Source organism: Bacillus sp. PS217 (genome assembly GCF_037963535.1).
GTDB classification, from domain to species: Bacteria; Bacillota; Bacilli; order Bacillales; family Bacillaceae; genus Bacillus; species Bacillus subtilis.
Window position 1 is genome coordinate 1,019,000 of record NZ_CP150157.1, and the last position, 19,521, is coordinate 1,038,520.

Below are 19,521 nucleotides of genomic sequence, written 5' to 3' on the forward strand. Positions count from 1 at the left end.
ATCGATTGAAAAATGAAAAAAAAGGAATTAAAAAAACATGCACCCAGCTGGGTGCATGTTTTTTGCTTACATGTCATTCGGCGGATTTTGGTTTTTACGGTTTTTTTCGATTTCTGTGTTTTGCATTTTGCGTTCAAATGTAGACAGATAACGTGATGCAAAATCCTTACCGCCAAGGCCGAAGGATAAACCGAAAGCGAGTGCGAAGCCGCTAAGAACGATGATAAACGCGGAATTGACGATTGTCGCAGCGACACCAAGCTGATCCAGGGCCATAAAGAAAGCAAGTGCGATAATCGTATATTTAGCAATAGGCGCTAAAGACTTGAATTCCTGGCCTTTTATCATGCTTGAGAGCACTTTTCTCACCAATTCTCCTGCGTAAAGGCCGAGTCCGAGAATGAATACTGCGACAAGGACATTCGGCAGATACGCGATGATGCCAGTGGCAATTTCTACGAGGAAGTGCAGCCGAACAATTTGAAGCGCCTCAGCTGTAAAGAGCAGAATGACAATGATTTGCGCAATCATACCGACAACTTGAGACAAGGACAGCTTTGCAGGCGTTCCGGCTTCCATGCCCATTTTCCCTAAGACAGAATCAAAGCCTGCGCGATGGAGCAGTCCGGACACCATGGATTTCACCCATTTTCCTGCCCAGATACCCGCTAATACAAGCACGATGGCAATCATGATGTTCGGAAGCATGTTTAAAATCGTATTCAGCATAGAGACAGCTGGTTTTGAAATGCCGGCGACATCCAGCTGATCAAGCGCTGAAATGACCACCGGAATCATAATGAGTACATAAGCGATTGTTCCGATGACTGCTGAAAGGCTTGTGTCTTTTAAGTAAATTGATAAACCCATACGTGCCGCGAATCTTTCCGTGCCGATGCTTGCAAGGAAATTCGTAATGATATCACGGACAAGGCGGGCAACAAGCCATCCGATTAATACGATAAGCGCCGCTGCAAATAATTTCGGCAGAAAAGCGAGCACGCTTTCCATCATATTTGTAAAAGGACCTGAAATGCCGCTGATTTTCAAAGAAGATAAGACCCCTGGCAGAAAAACAAGCAGCACGAGATAAAAGACAATTTGTGAAGCGGTATTGACAGCCTGGTGAATATCTTTTCCTTCAGACACCAAATTCCACTTGCGCAGTTTGTCACTCGTGTTCAGCTTCATCCCGATTTTTTTGACAAGGAAGCTTAAAACAGAGGCTGCAGCCCATCCTAACAGCAGAATGAGTCCAGCTTTCAGCACGCTTGGGATCGCGGCTGCAATCGCCGAAAGCATACTGACAAACGGCGATGCCACTGTTGTCAGGTGCAAAATGTTAAAGAATAAAATAAAGACGATGATCAGTGCGATAAAATAAACGACCTTGCTTATGACTTTTTCCGAGGAATAGCGTGAAGGCTTTTTCCCAGCAAAGAGCTTGTCGTCGATTTTTGTTTTGCTGAGTCCTTTGTATACAGCTTTTTCAATAATTTTAGCAATAGCCCAGCCGATTAATAAGACGAGTAAAGCAATGATTACGTTTGGCAGCTTACTGAGATAAGAAGAAAACACGTCTGCTACATTCAATTGGTATCGCTCCTTTTTCGTAGTATGGTGTGTGTTTACCCACTTATCCAATAAGCAAACAGATGAATGTGCCGGGGGAATTTTTTCTTGCCCGAGTGAGACTATCATCTTTTGTCTGGCGGGCTCATACATTATAGATAAGTCCAAGTAGGGGGGATTCGGTTGAACGCGGAGGAGAAGAAGGGATTACAGCGGGCAATTGAGGAAATTACCGAAATTGCAAAAGGATTCGGCCTTGATTTCTACCCGATGAGATATGAAATCTGCCCGGCTGAAATTATTTATACATTTGGCGCGTACGGGATGCCGACAAGATTCAGCCACTGGAGCTTCGGCAAGCAGTTTCACAAGATGAAGCTGCACTATGATCTAGGGTTAAGTAAGATCTATGAACTGGTCATTAACTCAGATCCATGCTACGCTTTTTTGCTGGACAGCAACTCACTGATCCAAAATAAATTGATTGTCGCACACGTTCTTGCCCATTGCGATTTCTTCAAAAACAACTGCCGTTTCCAAAACACGAAGCGCGATATGGTGGAAAGCATGGCGGCAACGGCTGAACGGATAAAACACTATGAACAGGTTCACGGGATTAAAGAAGTCGAATCTTTTTTAGATGCGATCCTTTCGATTCAGGAGCATATCGATCCGTCGTTGGTCCGACCAAAGCTCCAATGGAGTGTGGATGATGAGGAAGAGGAGATTGAAGAGGCAGCCACGCCTTACGATGATCTATGGTCATTGGATGAAAAGAAACCGAAAAAACAAGTGAAAAAATCGAAAAAACCGTTCCCGCCGCGGCCTGAAAAAGATATCCTGCTTTTTATCGAGGAGCATTCCCGGGAGCTGGAGCCATGGCAGCGTGATATATTAACGATGATGAGAGAGGAAATGCTTTATTTCTGGCCTCAGCTGGAAACCAAGATTATGAATGAGGGCTGGGCTTCCTATTGGCACCAGCGAATTATACGTGAGCTTGATTTAACCTCTGATGAAGCGATCGAGTTCGCCAAGCTGAATGCAGGTGTCGTTCAGCCGTCCAAAACAGGCATTAATCCTTATTATTTAGGGCTAAAAATATTTGAAGACATTGAGGAGAGGTACAACAACCCGACGGAGGAAATGAAGAAAATGGGCGTGCAGCCTGACTCCGGCCGGGAGAAAATGTTTGAGGTCAGGGAGATTGAATCCGATATCTCTTTCATCCGCAATTATTTAACCAAAGAATTAGTCATGCGCGAGGATCTTTATTTGTTTCAAAAACAGGGCCGAGATTATAAAATCATCGATAAACAGTGGAAGTCGGTGCGCGACCAGCTCGTAAGCATGCGGGTAAATGGCGGTTTTCCATATTTGACAGTAAACGACGGCGATTATATGAAAAATAACGAGCTCTATATTAAGCATTGGTATGAAGGAATAGAGTTAGATTTGAAATATTTGGAGAAAGTGCTCCCTTATTTATTCCAGCTTTGGGGAAGAAGCGTGCACATTGAGTCTGTGCTTGAGGATAAGGAAGTCATGTTTTCGTACGACGGAAAAGGTGTTCACCGCAGATATTTATAAAAAAGAGGATGCAGCGTTCTGCATCCTTTTTATTTTCCAGTTTTTAAAATCTTAAATATGATGTTTGCCTGGTCCGTATTGTTAATCAATCCGCGGAATTTTTCTTTTCCGGGGCCGTACGCGTATACCGGTACTTCTTCGCCGGTATGATCGGTACTCGTCCATCCGCTGTTGGAGCGAGTATTAAAAATCTTGATGATGGCTTTGTAGGCCCCTTTGCTTTTGTCAACCTGTGCAGCTGCTTCAACGCTTTTGATTTCTTCAGATGTGACTTTCAGATTGCCATAGCGGGCGAGTACATCTTTAACCGGCTTGCCTTCACTGATTTTTTTGGCCATGAATTCAGGTGTTTTCTTAGCGGAGAGAATCGGTTCTGCGTGCCAATTCTTTTCCCCGTTTGCGCCAATGGTAAAGCCGCCGGTTGTATGGTCAGCAGTTGCAATCACAAGTGTATGTTTGTCTTTTTTCGCAAATTCAATCGCGGCTTTATAGGCCTGTTCAAAATCTTTAACCTCGCTCATGGCTCCTACTGTATCATTGTCATGGGCCGCCCAGTCAATCTGGCTCCCTTCGACCATCAAGAAAAATCCTTTTTTATTTTGGTTCAGGCGATCAATTGCTGAAACCGTCATGTCTTTGAGAGACGGTGTTTTGCTGTCACGGTCGAGCGCCTTAGCAAGCCCTCCCTCTGCGAAAAGCCCGAGCACCTGCTGATCTTTATTTTTCTTCAATGCTTGTTTAGTTGTCACATAGCTGTAGCCGGCTTGTTTGAATTCCTTTGTCAAGTTTCTGTCCTTGCGGTTAAAATACGATTTTCCGCCGCCGAGCAGCACGTCTATTTTAAGTTTGCCTTTTATTTTGTCATCCATATAGCTGTTGGCGATTTGGTCCATGTTTTTCCGTGATTCATTGTGGGCGCCATATGCGGCTGGAGTGGCGTGGTTAATTTCAGACGTAGCGACAAGCCCTGTTGACTTGCCTTGCTGTTTGGCCTCTTCAAGTACAGATTTCACTTTTTTTCCGTTTTTATCGACGCCAATTGCATTGTTATATGTCTTAACGCCTGTTGCTAATGCTGTTCCGGCTGCTGCTGAATCTGTAATATTATAGTCAGGGTCATCCGGATGCGTCATCATCATGCCTGTCAGGTTCCGGTCAAATTCTGTTAACTTCGGGTTATTCGGTGTGTCACCGTTATTTTTCATGGAACGGTAGGCTCTTATGTAAGGCGTCCCCATGCCGTCGCCTATCATCACAATGACATTTCTGATCTCAGCTTTGTCTTGTTTTTTGGCGCTGGCCTTTTCTGTTTGCTGCAGCTCAGCTCCGGCAAAGACTCCAGCTGTAAGGACAGAAACAGCGGCGATTGGCAGAAGTTTTGATTTCATATTTTGAAACAAACTCATTTTTTTCATGCCTCCTTTAATGTATTCCGTTTATCATGTTAGGGAAATTTTGTTAAATGCGGCTGTTGATCATGTAAACAATAAGTAAAGCCTTGTAAGGAAATAAAAAAACGCTTTTCGTTATCTTGCCTTATTTGATGTAAAGCATTCATTTTTCAGAAAAATCTTTACCTCTCTGTCTTTGCATGATATGTTTGTTTAAATAAAAAAACTGCGGATAACCGCAGCTCTCCTCGAATATTCTTTATCACTCATTTTTCAGATATGTGAGCCGACCCCGAAAGTTTTTCATTTATTTCCTTTATGTTGAAAAACATCCCATAAAACATGACAAAAGCACTCGTTTTTTGTCACCTTTGCAACGAAAATGAAATATTTAATACCCTTAAAAACTTTTTTTTAGAACGAATAATTAAGAAATTTGTCACATGAAGTCAAGACTATTTCTGATGGGAATCTATCCTTATAATAGAAATCAATAAGATTAATTAAAAAAAGAGATACATATATATAGAGTTAACATTTGGGGAGGAAAATATGAAAAAGCAAATCATTACAGCTACGACAGCAGTTGTTTTAGGATCGACGTTATTTGCAGGAGCGGCATCTGCACAAAGCATTAAGGTGAAAAAAGGCGACACGTTATGGGATCTTTCAAGAAAATACGACACAACGATCAGTAAAATTAAATCAGAGAACCACCTTCGTTCAGACATTATTTATGTGGGACAAACTTTATCGATTAACGGCAAATCTACAAGTTCAAAAAGCAGCAGTTCTTCTTCCTCTTCTTCTACATACAAAGTAAAGAGCGGGGACAGCCTTTGGAAAATTTCAAAAAAATACGGCATGACAATCAATGAACTGAAGAAGCTGAATGGCTTAAAATCAGATTTGCTTCGTGTTGGACAAGTCCTGAAACTGAAAGGTTCAACTAGTTCAAGCAGCTCCAGCTCATCAAAAGTGTCATCGTCTTCAACTTCTACTTATAAAGTGAAGAGCGGAGACAGTCTTTCTAAAATTGCAAGCAAATACGGCACTACGGTTAGCAAATTAAAAAGCTTAAACGGCTTAAAATCAGATGTAATCTATGTCAACCAAGTATTGAAGGTGAAAGGAACAAGCACAAGCAGCTCAAAACCTGCTTCATCTTCATCATCTTCAAGCAGCAAAACGTCATCTACATCACTTAATGTGAGCAAACTGGTTTCTGATGCAAAAGCGTTAGTCGGAACGCCATATAAATGGGGCGGAACGACAACTTCTGGCTTTGACTGCAGCGGATTCATTTGGTACGTACTGAATAAACAAACGAGTGTGGGCAGAACAAGCACTGCAGGATACTGGAGTTCTATGAAGAGCATTGCCAGCCCGTCTGTTGGTGATTTCGTCTTCTTCACAACATATAAATCCGGCCCTTCTCACATGGGGATTTACATTGGAAACAACAGTTTCATTCATGCAGGATCTGACGGCGTACAAATCAGCAGCCTGAACAACAGCTACTGGAAGCCTCGTTACCTCGGTGCGAAAAGATTCTAATTTTAGAGAAAACCCGTTCATTGGAACGGGTTTTTTTATTAGACGGAGCATAGGCGTTTTGGTTGCTCCTAAAAATGAAAATGTGATAAAAAATCCAAGAATTTTTTTTCTTTCTTATTTTCATAAAGGGCAATCGCGTAAGCGCCGGCATAGGGCAGCTGTACAGACTGATAAGGAATTCTGATCATCTGTTTCTCTGCTAACTCACGCTTTACTGTAGATAAAGGCAGAAATGAAACTCCGAGTCCTTCCTTGATAAACCGTTTCGTTATATGTGTTTGAGTGACCTTCATTGTTCTCACAAATGGAAATGTCATTCTGACTTGACGGAGCAAGTCGTCCCAGTAATCAGGATGATTGTGGGTCAAAAGCAGGTATTGTTCGAGCACTTCTTTGGCATCAATTTCGTTGTCTTCTATGAAACGCTTATCGGGCGGGGCAACAAGGACGACAGGGTCTTTGTATAAGCAGTGGCAGCTTAAAGAAGAAGACTGTACCTTTAAACAGCTTAGTCCGATATCTGCTTCCCCGGCTTTAATCAGTGACGCGATTTCCGCTGATTCGAAAATCGTAACCGCCATTTCTGTTTCTGTATTCATTGCTGTGTACCGCTTCATGACAGAAGGAAGCACAGTATCTGCAATAAGCGGAGAAACCGCGAGCTGTAAGGTTTGAGAGTAGCCTTGTCTCACTCTGTGAAGCTCTGCCATGCTGTTTTCATAATCATCAAGAAGCCTGAGCGCATACGGCAAATACGCCCTGCCTTCATCAGTCAGCTGGATTTGCCTGCCTTTACGCTCGAACAGCTTGCAGCTGATTTCTTTTTCTAATTGCTTGATATGTACGGTCACAGTGGGCTGAGATAAGAAAAGCGTTTCCGCTGTTTTTCGGAAGTTCTCATATTTTGCAGCGGTCACAAAGGTGTGAAGCCATTTGAAATCCATTTCTATTCTCCCTCTGATTAATATTTTTAATTAATTCCCTTTAAAATATTCATTATTTTTTAAATATTATATTTACTATAATAACAGAAAAGGATAGGGGGAATTCAAATGGTACATTACGGATTAAAGGGAATTACATGTGTAGAAACATCCATCAGCCATATTGATGGTGAAAAAGGGCGTCTGATTTACAGAGGACATCATGCAAAAGACATCGCACTGAATCACAGCTTTGAAGAAGCGGCTTATTTGATTTTATTTGGAAAACTGCCTTCAACTGAAGAATTGCAGGTATTTAAAGATAAGCTGGCTGCGGAACGGAATCTTCCGGAACATATTGAGCGCTTGATTCAATCACTGCCAAACAACATGGACGATATGTCGGTGCTGAGAACGGTTGTTTCAGCATTGGGGGAAAATACGTACACATTCCATCCGAAAACAGAAGAAGCAATCCGGCTGATTGCAATCACGCCTTCCATCATTGCATACAGAAAAAGATGGACGCGCGGTGAACAAGCAATTGCACCTTCTTCCCAGTACGGACATGTCGAAAACTACTATTATATGCTCACAGGCGAACAGCCTTCAGAGGCAAAAAAGAAAGCGCTTGAAACCTATATGATTCTGGCCATGGAGCACGGCATGAACGCATCCACTTTTTCGGCACGAGTCACGTTATCTACAGAGAGTGATTTAGTGTCAGCCGTCACGTCTGCTCTCGGCACGATGAAAGGTCCGCTGCACGGAGGCGCTCCTTCTGCGGTGACAAAAATGCTTGAAGACATTGGAGAAAAAGAACATGCTGAAGCATATCTGAAAGAAAAACTCGAAAAAGGAGAGCGCTTGATGGGATTCGGCCACAGGGTGTACAAAACAAAAGACCCGCGGGCAGAAGCTTTGAGACAGAAAGCAGAAGAGGTGGCCGGCAATGACCGTGATCTTGATCTTGCGCTGCATGTAGAAGCAGAAGCGATTCGTTTGCTTGAAATCTACAAACCGGGACGAAAGCTGTACACAAATGTTGAATTTTACGCGGCTGCAGTGATGAAGGCCATCGATTTTGACGATGAATTGTTTACTCCGACCTTTTCAGCAAGCCGAATGGTAGGGTGGTGCGCCCATGTGCTGGAACAGGCAGAAAACAACATGATTTTCCGCCCGTCAGCGAAATATACCGGTGCCATTCCCGAGGAAGTACTTTCATAACATATTTTGGCGTTTATTCATTTCTGTCGTGTGGTAACGTTCAGTATCAACCACATGTCTAGGAGTGATGAATGTGAACCCAATGGACAGACAAACAGAAGGACAAGAACCGCAGCATCAGGACAGACAGCCGGGCATTGAATCAAAAATGAACCCGCTGCCGCTGTCAGAGGACGAGGATTATCGAGGAAGCGGAAAACTGAAAGGAAAAGTCGCGATCATTACTGGAGGCGACAGCGGAATAGGGAGAGCAGCAGCTATTGCCTTTGCTAAAGAGGGGGCTGATATCTCCATTCTATACTTAGACGAGCATTCGGACGCAGAGGAAACACGTAAACGGATCGAAAAGGAGAATGTCCGCTGCCTGCTTATCCCGGGAGATGTCGGGGACGAGAACCATTGTGAACAAGCTGTGCAGCAAACAGTGGACCATTTTGGTAAACTCGATATCTTGGTGAACAACGCCGCTGAACAGCATCCCCAGGACAGCATTCTTAATATTTCAACAGAACAGCTGGAAAAAACCTTTCGCACAAATATTTTTTCCATGTTTCATATGACGAAGAAAGCTTTGCCTCACCTGGAAGAGGGGAGTGCCATTATTAATACGACATCGATTACCGCTTATGAAGGGGATACGGCGTTAATTGATTATTCCAGCACAAAGGGTGCGATTGTCTCCTTTACGCGTTCCATGGCGAAGTCGCTTGCAGATAAAGGCATCAGAGTGAATGCGGTGGCGCCCGGTCCGATTTGGACACCGCTTATTCCGGCGACATTCCCTGAGGAAAAAGTGAAACAGCACGGCTTGGATACCCCAATGGGAAGACCGGGACAGCCGGTTGAGCATGCAGGCGCCTATGTTCTGCTGGCGTCTGACGAATCTTCCTATATGACAGGGCAGACCATTCATGTGAATGGCGGCCGTTTTATTTCAACGTAATCAACGAAAAACCAGCTCCAGAGCTGGTTTTTTTGTATGGTAAAAAATTTCAAAATAAAAAATTTGTCGATTTTTCTAACAATTTTGTTTTCATTTTTGCAATTTTCTATATAATATTGAGTAGGAGAAAGGAATGATTCGCGACCAGTACAAATATAGTAGAAAAAAAGAAAAATGACCATTGTTGCTCATGAATTCAGAAAATTCAAATAAAATATATAAAAATAGATGATCGGGAGTTGAAGGGGAATGAAAGGGAGCGTTTTTAGGAAGAAGAGCATTCAGGATTTAATCGCTGCGACGAGCGGGGAAAAATCTTTAAAAAGAGAATTAGGGGCATTTGATTTAACATTGCTTGGAATCGGCGCCATTATTGGCACAGGGATTTTTGTTCTGACGGGAACAGGTGCAGTCACGGCCGGTCCCGGGCTGACGATTTCATTTGTTGTGGCGGCGCTGGCTTGTTTATTCGCTGCCCTGTCTTACGCGGAATTTGCGTCAAGTGTGCCTGTTTCAGGTTCGGTGTATACATTCACTTATGCGACATTGGGAGAGCTTATGGCCTTTATTATCGGGTGGGATTTAATTTTAGAATACATGCTGGCGGTAAGTGCAGTGTCGGTCGGCTGGTCTGGTTATTTCCAATCGTTTTTATCAGGGCTCGGCATTCATCTTCCGGTTGCTTTAACAGCGGCACCGGGCGCAGTGAAAGGCACCTTTACCCTGTTTAATCTTCCTGCATTCGTCATTGTAATGGCGATCACATATTTGCTTTATTTAGGCATCAAAGAATCAAAAAGAGTCAACAATATCATGGTTATCTTGAAGATACTGGTTGTTCTGCTGTTTATCGCGGTGGCAGCCGTTTACGTGAAGCCGCACAACTGGCAGCCGTTTATGCCGATGGGCTTTGGCGGCGTGTTCAGTGCAGCGGCGCTCGTATTCTTTGCTTTTATCGGATTTGATGCTGTATCCTCTGCTGCGGAAGAAACGAAAAATCCCGCGAAGGATCTGCCTAAAGGCATTATTTTCTCTTTATTGGTTTGCACGATTTTATATGTCACCGTATCAGCGATCATGACTGGGGTTATCCCGTTTGCTCAATTTGCGGGTGTGGATCATCCGGTTTCTCTAGTTCTTCAAAGCGCAGGACAAAATTGGGTGGCAGGCATCATTGATATTGGCGCCGTGCTGGGAATGACAACAGTTATGCTCGTCATGCTTTACGGGCAGACACGCGTCATGTTTGCCATGTCGCGTGACGGGCTTGTGCCGGGCTCACTTTCTAAAGTGCATCCAAAGCACAAAACACCTTATGTAGCCACTTGGTTTTTCGGAACGATGTCGGCGCTTCTCGGCTCACTTGTTCCGCTGGATGAACTTGCAAAGCTGGTGAACATCGGGACGCTGTCGGCATTTGTACTGATTTCTGTGGCAGTTATCGTTTTGAGAAAGAAGCAACCGGATCTTCCGAGAGCCTTTAAATGCCCGGGAGTTCCGTTTATCCCAGGCCTGGCGATTCTGTTCTGCCTGTTCTTGATTTTAAATCTGGGGTGGGTGACGATTGTCCGCTTCCTAGTGTGGCTGTTAATCGGCTTGGTAATCTATTTCCTGTATTCAAGAAAGCATTCAAAATTAAATCAATAACCTTTTGATAAAGAGAGCGGCCATACAGGCCGCTCTCTTTTCTGTTCCTGGCAAATGAATCTATAGAAATGAAGACAAAAATAAGAGATAATATAGGCTGGAAAGGAAGTGACGTTTATTGTCTGAGCAAAAACCAGTCCAATGGGCTTCGAAAATCGGTTTCGTCATGGCAGCGGCCGGCTCGGCTATCGGCTTGGGCGCGATTTGGAAGTTCCCTTACGTAGCGGGGACCAATGGGGGAGGAGCCTTTTTTCTTATCTTCGTGTTATTTACCATCCTCTTAGGCTATCCGCTTTTGGTGGGGGAATTTATTTTTGGAAGACGGAACCAGACGAATGCCATTGATGCATATAAAAAAGAAGCGCCGCGATCAGCTTGGTTTCTTACAGGGTGGATCGGCGTAGCCGCGTGTTTCTTAGTTCTGTCGTTTTACAGTGTAATCGGGGGATGGATTTTGCTGTATATCGTAAAAACGGCGTCAGGCTCACTGTCCGGGCTTTCTCAAGCACAGTATGGCGCTCTTTTTGCTTCTATTATCCAAAATCCGGTGCAGACGCTCGCGGCTCAGCTTGTCTTTATGGTACTTACTGTCATCGTTGTCGCAAGAGGGGTTCAAAAAGGGATTGAACGGGTAAGCGCGGTGATGATGCCGATTTTGTTTTTATTGTTTATTCTGCTCGTTCTTCGGTCTCTTACGCTTAATGGTGCAATGGAAGGCGTAAAGTTTCTGCTTGTGCCTCATTTCGGCGATCTGACTCCGGAATCCATATTATTCGCGCTGGGACAGGCCTTCTTTACGTTAACACTGGGGGTTTCGGTGATGGTGACCTACAGCTCCTATTTGCCGAAAACACAAAATATCCCTCGTTCGGCAGCCTCCATTGTCTTGATGAATATCATTGTGACACTCTTGGCAGGTTTGGCTATTTTTCCGGCGGTTTTCTCATTCGGTTTTCAGCCAAATGAAGGACCGACACTGCTGTTTACAGTGCTTCCGGCCGTTTTTGAACAGCTTCCGTTCGGCACGTTGTTTTTTATCGGTTTTCTCGTTGCATTTTTATTTGCAGCCTTAACCTCAGCATTTTCGATGGTTGAAATTATCGTTGCCACAATCGGAAAAGGGGACGAAAAGAAGAGAAAAAAACTGTCATGGACGAGCGGGCTTTTGATCTTTTTGGTCGGAATCCCATGCTGCTTGTCTTATGGCGTTTTGAGTGATGTGCACCTATTTGGCAAAACGTTTTTTGATATTGCCGACTTTACCGTCAGCAATGTTTTGATGCCTTCAGGCGCTCTGTTAATTTCTCTATTTATCCCGCTGAAAATTTCGAAAAGCGAACTCTTGGCTGAAATGCGAAATGGATCAAATGCAGGTAAAGCATTCTTTTACACGTGGTTTTATTTGCTTCGTTTTATCGTGCCGCTTGCCATTATTATCGTGTTCTTAAATCTAATCGGAATTTTATCATTTTAAAAAACAGGCTCCGTTTCCGGGGCCTTTTTTTTATTTAATAAGATGATATCAACGGTGCCCATGCCGTTTTCAGTTTTTGGATGCCGAGCCTGATATCCTCTTCTGACAAACCGCCATAACCGATTAAGACAGAAGTAAAAGCCGTCTGTTCTTTATATGAGGGAGACACGGGATAGATGGTTACACCGTGGTCTGCAGCTGCTTGTATTGCTTCATCCTCACTTGCTGGAAACAAAAGGCGCAACAGGATGTGAAGCCCAGAGTTCTTACCGAGAATCTCAACGGTGTTTCCTAGTTCAGAGCGGATGGCTTCTAACAGGATAGCGTGTTTTTTTCGGTATAAGCTTCTCATTCTATTTATGTGTTTTTGCCACTCTCCGGTTTCGATGAAGTCTGCCAGTGCCAATTGCGAGTAGGCAGAGACGGTCTGCTTCATTAACTGAGCATTGTTTTTGATCGGTTCCATGAGTTCAGGGGGCACAATCATGAAGCTGAGCCGCAAGGAAGGCAGAAGTGACTTTGAAAAAGTGCCCAGATATATGACTCTGCCATTCGGATCAAGACCCTGTAAAGACGGAATGGGATGGCCGCTGTAGCGAAATTCTCCATCGTAATCATCTTCTATAATGAATGAATTTGTTTCTGCCGCCCATGCCAGCAGCTCCTGTCTGCGGGTAATCGTCATAATGGTCCCAATCGGAAACTGATGCGAAGGAATCGTATACATGAGATAAGGATTCTGGCGGTAGAGCTCATCCGGCAGGACGCCTTCTGCATCAGAACAAATCGGAGTGACATCCATGTGATTTGCTTCAAACATCCTTCTTGAACGGTGAAAGCCCGGTTCTTCAAAGCCGATTTTTGTACTGGCTTTAGCGAAAGGCAAAGAATTTGCAGAAGCACGGTGGTTCCTGCGCCGATGATAATCTGGCCGGGTTCGCAATTTACTCCCCGAGACAGCCTGACGAATCGGGCAATCATGTGCCTGAGTTCGTATTCTCCTTGAGGGTCGCCAGAGGTGTGAAACGATCCGGAATAGCGATCAAGACTTTTTACTATGCTTTTTCTCCATGCGTTAAAGGGAAAGAGGGTCGGATCAACGCTGCCCTGATGGAAGTCAATAGCAGGTGCGTTCTTTTCATGTAATCCCGGCTGTACAGACTGCTGAAAAGGGTCAGGAGCTGTCGGGAAGCCTGGTTCTACTTCCGCCGCGAACCAGCCGATTTTCGGCTTGCTTTTGACATAGCCCTCAGCAGTTAGTTGCTCATAAGCTCGTTCTATAGTTGCCGTGCTGACATCGAGCAAGCTGGAGAGCCTGCGTTTTGACGGAAGTCTTGTTCCCTTTGTGATTCGCGCATGTGAAATTTCTTGTTTAAAAAAGGTATAAAGCTGCTCATACAGCGGTGTTTTGCTCGTTTTATCAAGAAACGGCGTAATATCCATCTCATGTCTCCTTTGTAGCTGGCGTGGTCATTTTTTCTGAGATTGGCTATTTGGAAAATGCCATTTATTAGCTATGATCATTGTAACGAAAGGAAAGGGGATTGAGAAGATGATCCATATGAAACAATTAACCTCGAAAGAAGAATGGGCTGAGTCGTATCCGATTATGAGTGAATTGAGAACAGAACTGGATATAGAGACGTATTTACAAAGGCTTGAAGCCTGTGTGCAGAAAGAATCGTATATGCTGTTTGCCTTATATGAAGATACAGCAATCAGAGCGCTGTGCGGGGCTCTGCCGAGAGTTTCCATTCATAAAGGAGAGCACTTGTGGATTGCGGATCTTGTTACAACGGCACCTTGCCGATCAAAGGGATACGGCAAAATGCTTTTGGATTATGCCTCAGACTGGGCGAGAAAAGCCGGACTTGGTTTTGTCAGTCTTTCATCTGGCCTTCAGCGTAAAGACGCACATCGATTTTATACAGATAAAATGGGTTTTACTATAGAAAGTTATTTGTTCCAAAAACCGGTGTAATGAAAAAAAGACGCCTGAAAAGGCGTCTTTTTTAAAAGCCAAACTGTAAATTCGTATCTACAGATACAATGGTATACACACAAATAATCACAAAGAGATTAAGGATGACGCCGAGCAGGCCTGGACCTGTGCGCCCTCTCTTGATGAAGAGTTCAACAACGCCGAACGGAACGGCAGCCATGGCGAACGGAAGCATTTGATAGGAATAAAACGTGACGTTGCTGATAATGGCCAAATTCAGCAACAGCAGGGACAGAACCGCTGTCCCGACAGAGATCCAGCCGAATACATTGTGTTCTTTAAAAATTCTTACCAGTTCCATAATTCCACCTCGCCGACATTCGCTGATTTTACAGATTTATTTTTCAGCATGCGCTGGATTTCCTTGGTTGGCCCTGTAACGACCGAACCGTATACATTGACACCGTTTTTCTCTACATAATCTAATCGGTTATCTACATTCAGGTCTTTCCGTTTTGAAATGACCTGAGCCCATTTTTCGTGTTTGGACATGAATTTCAGGGCGTTGATAAACTGATCGCCATTCGACTTGCCTTTTGTATTAAGGGCGGCCAAGAACTTTGAATCCTTTCCAGGATAGCCAAGAGGTTCTGTGGAAGCTGTCTTATTTGTGTTTTTCTCTGTTTCGATTGCGTTCCACAAAAAGCTCACATCATAGCCTTTGAATTTGTTATACACGTCTTTTGTCGGATATGCACGGTCATATGAAAGGTAGACCTCTGATACCGTTCCTTCAGGCAATGTGCTTAACGTTTTTTCTGCTTTTGCGGTCGTTTGTTCAGACTTGTTTGAAGGATGTGTAAAGTAATGGCCGGTTTTATTCACTTCTAAGTCATAGTAGTTTACTGCCGGTGCTTTTACTTTGTTATAAAACATTTCAACCCGTTCATTCCCTACGGCAGCCGTCTTCGTGCCAATCTGCTTTTGCAGCGGGAATTCCGTATTCATTCCAAATAGCTTCACTTGGCTTTTCAGTCCGGAAGTATCAACAAGAACATTCGGCATGGTCAGGGCTACAGTGACCGCGGCAGTTTCCATAAACTCATTGCCGGTGCTGTGTTTTCCACCCATTCCGTAATAGAGGTAGCTTCCCAGCGTACAAAGCGGCAAAATCATCAATGTCGAAATGACGGCAAGCACAGAAATTCGCAAATAAGACTTGCGTTTGCCGTAGGCTAAAATCGCTTTTTGTTTTTCAGGACTGATGCTGAGATCCCAATCGTTATCGTCCTCGAGTTCGCTTTCAATCAGTTCCTGATATACTTCGAGCTTCTCAAGTTCTTCCTCAAATGCAGTCATTTCCTGGTCGCTCATTTCCCCATTTTTATATTGATCAAAACGCTTTTTAAATTCTTCATTCATCATTAACACCTCTATTATAAAGTGCTTTCAGCCGCTGTCTGGCACGAAATAAAACACTTTTAAAATTCGCCTCTGAAATATTCATAATATGGGATGCTTCTTTGTAGTTTAACTCTTTTAAATAATATAGCGTTAAGGCCTCCCGATAATTATCGGGGAGCTCGGACATATAACCAGTCAGCACTTCCTTTATCTCTACCTGATGGGCAGGACTTTGAACAGCATTTTGAAAGAGGCTTCCGATTAAGTCATCAGAAATGGTTACTTCTTTCTTATGCTTTCTGACGTAATCAATGAAGGCGTTTCGCGCCACTTGAAAAAGCCAGGGCTTTACTTTGCTGTGATCATAGGAGTGAATGTGTATGTATGCCCGCATAAAGGTTTCCTGCAGTAAGTCTTCAGCAAGATGCTTGTCTTTTGTCATGGAGAGCAGGAACCTGTAAACATCATTCATGTACATTTGGTAAATTTCATCGATCGTCACTGCCTTTTCTCCCCTCTATGTTATACACGCATAAGAAAGGTTTAAAGTTGCACATTACATGCAAACGGCTTTTTTATACCTAATCAAACACCATTACTATATAGTACCCAAAAATGCCCGCAAAAGATAGTGCGGAGAAATGTTTAACATTTTTTCCAGAGGGGAAAAGATAGTGAAAAAGTGAAGGAGTGGCACAATGGAATATACCAGTATAGCAGATACAGGAATAGAAGCCTCCAGAATCGGCCTCGGCACATGGGCCATTGGCGGAACGATGTGGGGAGGCACTGATGAAAAAACATCGATTGAAACAATCCGAGCCGCTCTTGATCAGGGGATTACAATGATTGACACCGCGCCGGCTTACGGCTTCGGGCAGTCCGAGGAAATCGTCGGAAAGGCAATCAAAGAGTACGGCAAAAGAGACCAGGTGATTCTCGCAACGAAAACGGCTCTGGACTGGAAGAACAACCAGCTGTTCCGCCATGCGAACAGAGCGAGAATTGTAGAGGAAGTTGAGAATTCTTTGAAGCGGCTTCAAACAGACTATATTGATCTTTATCAGGTGCATTGGCCCGATCCGCTTGTGCCAATTGAAGAAACGGCTGAAGTCATGAAGGAATTATATGATGCGGGAAAAATCCGGGCGATTGGCGTCAGCAATTTTTCAATTGAGCAAATGGATACATTTCGCGCCGTCGCACCTCTCCATACGATTCAGCCTCCATATAATCTGTTTGAAAGAGAGATGGAAGAGAGTGTTCTTCCTTATGCGAAAGATAACAAGATAACAACATTATTATACGGCAGTTTATGCAGAGGGCTGTTAACAGGCAAAATGACCGAAGAGTATACATTTGAGGGCGATGATCTGCGTAATCACGATCCAAAATTCCAGAAGCCCCGCTTTAAAGAGTATCTTTCTGCTGTCAATCAATTGGATAAGCTGGCGAAGACACGTTATGGAAAATCAGTGATTCACTTGGCTGTCAGATGGATCTTAGATCAGCCGGGAGCGGATATCGCTCTTTGGGGGGCAAGAAAGCCTGGGCAGCTTGAGGCCCTATCTGAGATTACAGGCTGGACGCTGAACAGTGAAGATCAGAAAGATATCAATACTATATTGGAAAATACGATATCAGACCCTGTCGGACCGGAGTTTATGGCCCCGCCGACCAGAGAGGAAATATAACAAAAGCTGAGGGCGAATCCTCAGCTTTTTGGCGTTTTAACGGGAGAAATCTTAAAAATTAGTACCAGGTAATAAAAAATGTTGTTATAATAGATGACAGAAAGAATCATTGATTACGACAAAGGAAGTGCGATATGTATAAGTTTTGTGCAAATGCTTTAAAAGTTATTCTTTCTCTTCGCGGAGGAGTGAAGGTGTATAACAAAGAAAACCTTCCGGCCGATTCAGGTTTTGTCATCGCGTGTACACATTCCGGCTGGGTTGATGTGATTACACTCGGAGTCGGGATTCTTCCTTATCAAATACACTACATGGCGAAAAAAGAGCTTTTTCAAAATAAATGGATCGGTTCGTTTCTGAAGAAAATTCATGCCTTTCCGGTAGATCGGGAAAATCCCGGGCCAAGCAGTATTAAAACGCCGATTAAGCTGCTGAAAGAAGGAGAGATCGTCGGTATCTTCCCAAGCGGAACAAGAACCTCTGAGGATGTGCCTTTGAAAAGAGGTGCGGTGACGATTGCGCAAATGGGGAAAGCGCCGCTTGTCCCCGCTGCATATCAGGGCCCTTCAAGCGGAAAAGAGTTATTCAAAAAAGGAAAAATGAAGCTGATTATCGGTGAGCCTCTTCACCAGGCTGATTTTGCCCACCTGCCTTCAAAGGAAAGACTTGCAGCAATGACAGAGGCTTTGAATCAGCGGATTAAAGAACTAGAGAATAAACTTGATCAGCTATAAGGCGTTCTGAGAGATTGCCCTGAAACTGTGAAAATAAGAAAAGCACCTTATACAAGGTGCTTTTTTTATTATGCCTCCTGCTGGTTAGCTGTCTCCAGAAGTTCTTCTTCTTGAAGCTTTTTCACTTCAATATATGCGACGTGGTGGCCGTCAATTTCATTAATGATGAATTCGCAGCCCTCTTCGATGATGGAATCATCTTTTTCAACATCGTATTTTTGAGTAAGGAACCAGCCGCCGATTGTATCGACTTCTTCGTTCTCTAAATGGATGCCCAGCAGGTCGTTTACTTGGTCAATTAACACTTTTCCGTCAAGAATATAATGGCCTTCGCCGATTTTGCGGATTTCGCTAATTTCATCAATATCAAATTCGTCGCGGATTTCACCGACAATTTCCTCAATGATGTCCTCAACCGTCACAAGCCCGGCAGTACCGCCGTATTCATCAGACAAAATGGCCATGTGGACCCTCTCTTTTTGCATTTTGACAAGCAGGTCTTGGATCGGCGCAGATTCAATGACATGAATGATCGGGTTGACGAATTGAGAAATGGTGGAATCAACAGATACCTCACCGCTGATGCAGGCGGTCAGCACTTCTTTAATGTTAATAACCCCGATAATGTTATCTTTATCGCCCTCTTCCACAGGGTAGCGGGTATATTTTTCAATCTGAATGATGTCCATCATTTCAGAAATCTTGATATCATGCGGAAGGCTGACAATTTCGGTCCGCGGAATCATAATTTCTTTCGCGAGCCTGTCGTCAAATTCAAAGATTTTATTCACATATTTAAACTCTGATTGGTTGATTTCACCGCTTTTATAGCTTTCAGACAAAATGATTCGCAGCTCTTCTTCTGAGTGTGCCAGTTCGTTTTCTGAAACGGTCTCCAGGCCAAATGCTTTGGTCAATAACCGTGCGGAATTGTTCAAAAGCCAAATGAATGGGAACGCGATGCGGTAAAACCAAATCAGCGGTTTCGCAAACAGCATAGACACTGCTTCCGCCTTTTGGATAGCGACTGTCTTAGGTGCAAGTTCTCCGACAACAACGTGTAAGAACGTGATAATGGCATACGCAAAAATAAACGATATGACATGTGAAAGGGAACCTGGAACATTCATTTGGACGAAAAGCGGATGAAGCAGCCTTTCGATCGTTGATTCACCTAAAACCCCTAATCCGATGGAAGTCAATGTAATTCCGAGCTGACACGCAGATAAATATTCATCAAGATGCGTAGTCACTTTTTTTACGGCTATTGCTGCTTTATTTCCTTCCGCGATCAGCTGATCGATCCGTGAGCCTCTGATTCTGATAATGGCAAACTCAGATGCCACGAAAAATGCCGTCAGGGCGATTAAAACAGCAACTAAAATCAAATTCACTATGTCCAATTAGAACCTTCACTCTA

General features: G+C 43.7%; 16 protein-coding genes and 1 pseudogene. 9 read left to right on the plus strand and 8 right to left on the minus strand.

What is annotated here, in order from left to right; genetic code table 11:
• Window positions 1-66 precede the first annotated feature (66 nt).
• Window positions 67-1,725 carry a mechanosensitive ion channel gene (locus tag NSQ83_RS05340; RefSeq protein ID WP_072592518.1) on the minus strand — a complete coding sequence of 553 codons (1,659 nt, stop codon included), beginning with the start codon at window positions 1,723-1,725 and terminating at the stop codon, window positions 67-69.
• Window positions 1,726-1,755: 30 nt separating this feature from the next.
• Here NSQ83_RS05340 and spoVR point away from each other — a divergent pair, with 30 nt between their 5' ends.
• Complete coding sequence (spoVR, locus tag NSQ83_RS05345; RefSeq protein WP_014479295.1) at window positions 1,756-3,162, plus strand: stage V sporulation protein SpoVR; 1,407 nt, start codon at window positions 1,756-1,758, stop codon at window positions 3,160-3,162.
• Between the two features lie 29 nt (window positions 3,163-3,191).
• On the opposite strand, the gene phoA is transcribed toward spoVR, so the two are convergent.
• The gene (gene phoA / locus NSQ83_RS05350) at window positions 3,192-4,577 is read right to left on the minus strand and encodes an alkaline phosphatase PhoA (RefSeq protein WP_198878818.1); all 1,386 of its coding nucleotides are present in this window, start codon (window positions 4,575-4,577) and stop codon (window positions 3,192-3,194) included.
• Window positions 4,578-5,105: 528 nt separating this feature from the next.
• Here phoA and lytE point away from each other — a divergent pair.
• On the plus strand, window positions 5,106-6,110 hold the full coding sequence (gene lytE / locus NSQ83_RS05355; protein ID WP_003244816.1) for a peptidoglycan endopeptidase LytE: 1,005 nt from the start codon (window positions 5,106-5,108) through the stop codon (window positions 6,108-6,110).
• Window positions 6,111-6,178: 68 nt separating this feature from the next.
• Here lytE and citR read toward each other — a convergent pair whose 3' ends face one another.
• A complete protein-coding gene (gene citR, locus NSQ83_RS05360; protein WP_003233357.1) occupies window positions 6,179-7,054 on the minus strand; it encodes a transcriptional regulator CitR in 876 nt (291 codons plus the stop codon).
• Between the two features lie 108 nt (window positions 7,055-7,162).
• Here citR and citA point away from each other — a divergent pair, with 108 nt between their 5' ends.
• The 4 genes from citA to NSQ83_RS05380 all read left to right on the plus strand — a co-directional run bounded on the left by citA (window position 7,163) and on the right by NSQ83_RS05380 (window position 12,327).
• Window positions 7,163-8,263, plus strand: a complete 1,101-nt coding sequence (citA, locus tag NSQ83_RS05365) for a citrate synthase CitA (RefSeq protein WP_021479669.1) — start codon at window positions 7,163-7,165, stop codon at window positions 8,261-8,263.
• Window positions 8,264-8,336: 73 nt separating this feature from the next.
• Entirely contained in the window at window positions 8,337-9,206 is an 870-nt protein-coding gene (locus NSQ83_RS05370; protein WP_021479668.1) for an SDR family oxidoreductase, read from the plus strand.
• A 249-nt stretch (window positions 9,207-9,455) separates the two neighbouring features.
• Window positions 9,456-10,853, plus strand: a complete 1,398-nt coding sequence (bcaP, locus tag NSQ83_RS05375; RefSeq protein WP_003233350.1) for a branched-chain amino acid transporter BcaP — start codon at window positions 9,456-9,458, stop codon at window positions 10,851-10,853.
• Between the two features lie 118 nt (window positions 10,854-10,971).
• Window positions 10,972-12,327 (plus strand): sodium-dependent transporter, encoded by a 1,356-nt coding sequence (locus tag NSQ83_RS05380; protein WP_003233348.1) that lies wholly within the window; start codon window positions 10,972-10,974, stop codon window positions 12,325-12,327.
• 34 nt (window positions 12,328-12,361) lie between these two features.
• On the opposite strand, the pseudogene NSQ83_RS05385 reads toward NSQ83_RS05380, so the two are convergent.
• Window positions 12,362-13,770: pseudogene (locus tag NSQ83_RS05385) on the minus strand (PLP-dependent aminotransferase family protein).
• Between the two features lie 109 nt (window positions 13,771-13,879).
• Here NSQ83_RS05385 and NSQ83_RS05390 point away from each other — a divergent pair.
• The gene (locus tag NSQ83_RS05390) at window positions 13,880-14,308 is read left to right on the plus strand and encodes a GNAT family N-acetyltransferase (protein WP_015252470.1); all 429 of its coding nucleotides are present in this window, start codon (window positions 13,880-13,882) and stop codon (window positions 14,306-14,308) included.
• A gap of 31 nt (window positions 14,309-14,339) precedes the next feature.
• Here NSQ83_RS05390 and NSQ83_RS05395 read toward each other — a convergent pair whose 3' ends face one another.
• The 3 genes from NSQ83_RS05395 to sigM are packed head-to-tail and all read right to left on the minus strand — an operon-like array spanning window position 14,340 to window position 16,175.
• Window positions 14,340-14,630 (minus strand): anti-sigma-M factor, encoded by a 291-nt coding sequence (locus NSQ83_RS05395; RefSeq protein WP_003233341.1) that lies wholly within the window; start codon window positions 14,628-14,630, stop codon window positions 14,340-14,342.
• On the minus strand, window positions 14,618-15,694 hold the full coding sequence (locus NSQ83_RS05400) for an anti-sigma factor (protein ID WP_015252469.1): 1,077 nt from the start codon (window positions 15,692-15,694) through the stop codon (window positions 14,618-14,620). Before NSQ83_RS05400 ends, NSQ83_RS05395 begins: the two co-directional genes overlap by 13 nt.
• Window positions 15,684-16,175, minus strand: coding sequence for an RNA polymerase sigma factor SigM (gene sigM, locus NSQ83_RS05405; protein ID WP_003224177.1), 492 nt, complete (start codon window positions 16,173-16,175; stop codon window positions 15,684-15,686). The genes NSQ83_RS05400 and sigM overlap by 11 nt, the downstream gene beginning before the upstream one ends.
• Window positions 16,176-16,371: 196 nt before the next feature.
• Here sigM and akrN point away from each other — a divergent pair, with 196 nt between their 5' ends.
• Both akrN and NSQ83_RS05415 read left to right on the plus strand, forming a co-directional pair.
• Window positions 16,372-17,367, plus strand: coding sequence for an aldo/keto reductase AkrN (akrN, locus tag NSQ83_RS05410; protein WP_003233337.1), 996 nt, complete (start codon window positions 16,372-16,374; stop codon window positions 17,365-17,367).
• 134 nt (window positions 17,368-17,501) lie between these two features.
• Entirely contained in the window at window positions 17,502-18,101 is a 600-nt protein-coding gene (locus NSQ83_RS05415; protein ID WP_003233335.1) for a 1-acylglycerol-3-phosphate O-acyltransferase, read from the plus strand.
• Window positions 18,102-18,169: 68 nt separating this feature from the next.
• On the opposite strand, the gene NSQ83_RS05420 is transcribed toward NSQ83_RS05415, so the two are convergent.
• Window positions 18,170-19,504 (minus strand): hemolysin family protein, encoded by a 1,335-nt coding sequence (locus tag NSQ83_RS05420; RefSeq protein WP_009966903.1) that lies wholly within the window; start codon window positions 19,502-19,504, stop codon window positions 18,170-18,172.
• Between the last annotated feature and the right edge of the window lie 17 nt (window positions 19,505-19,521).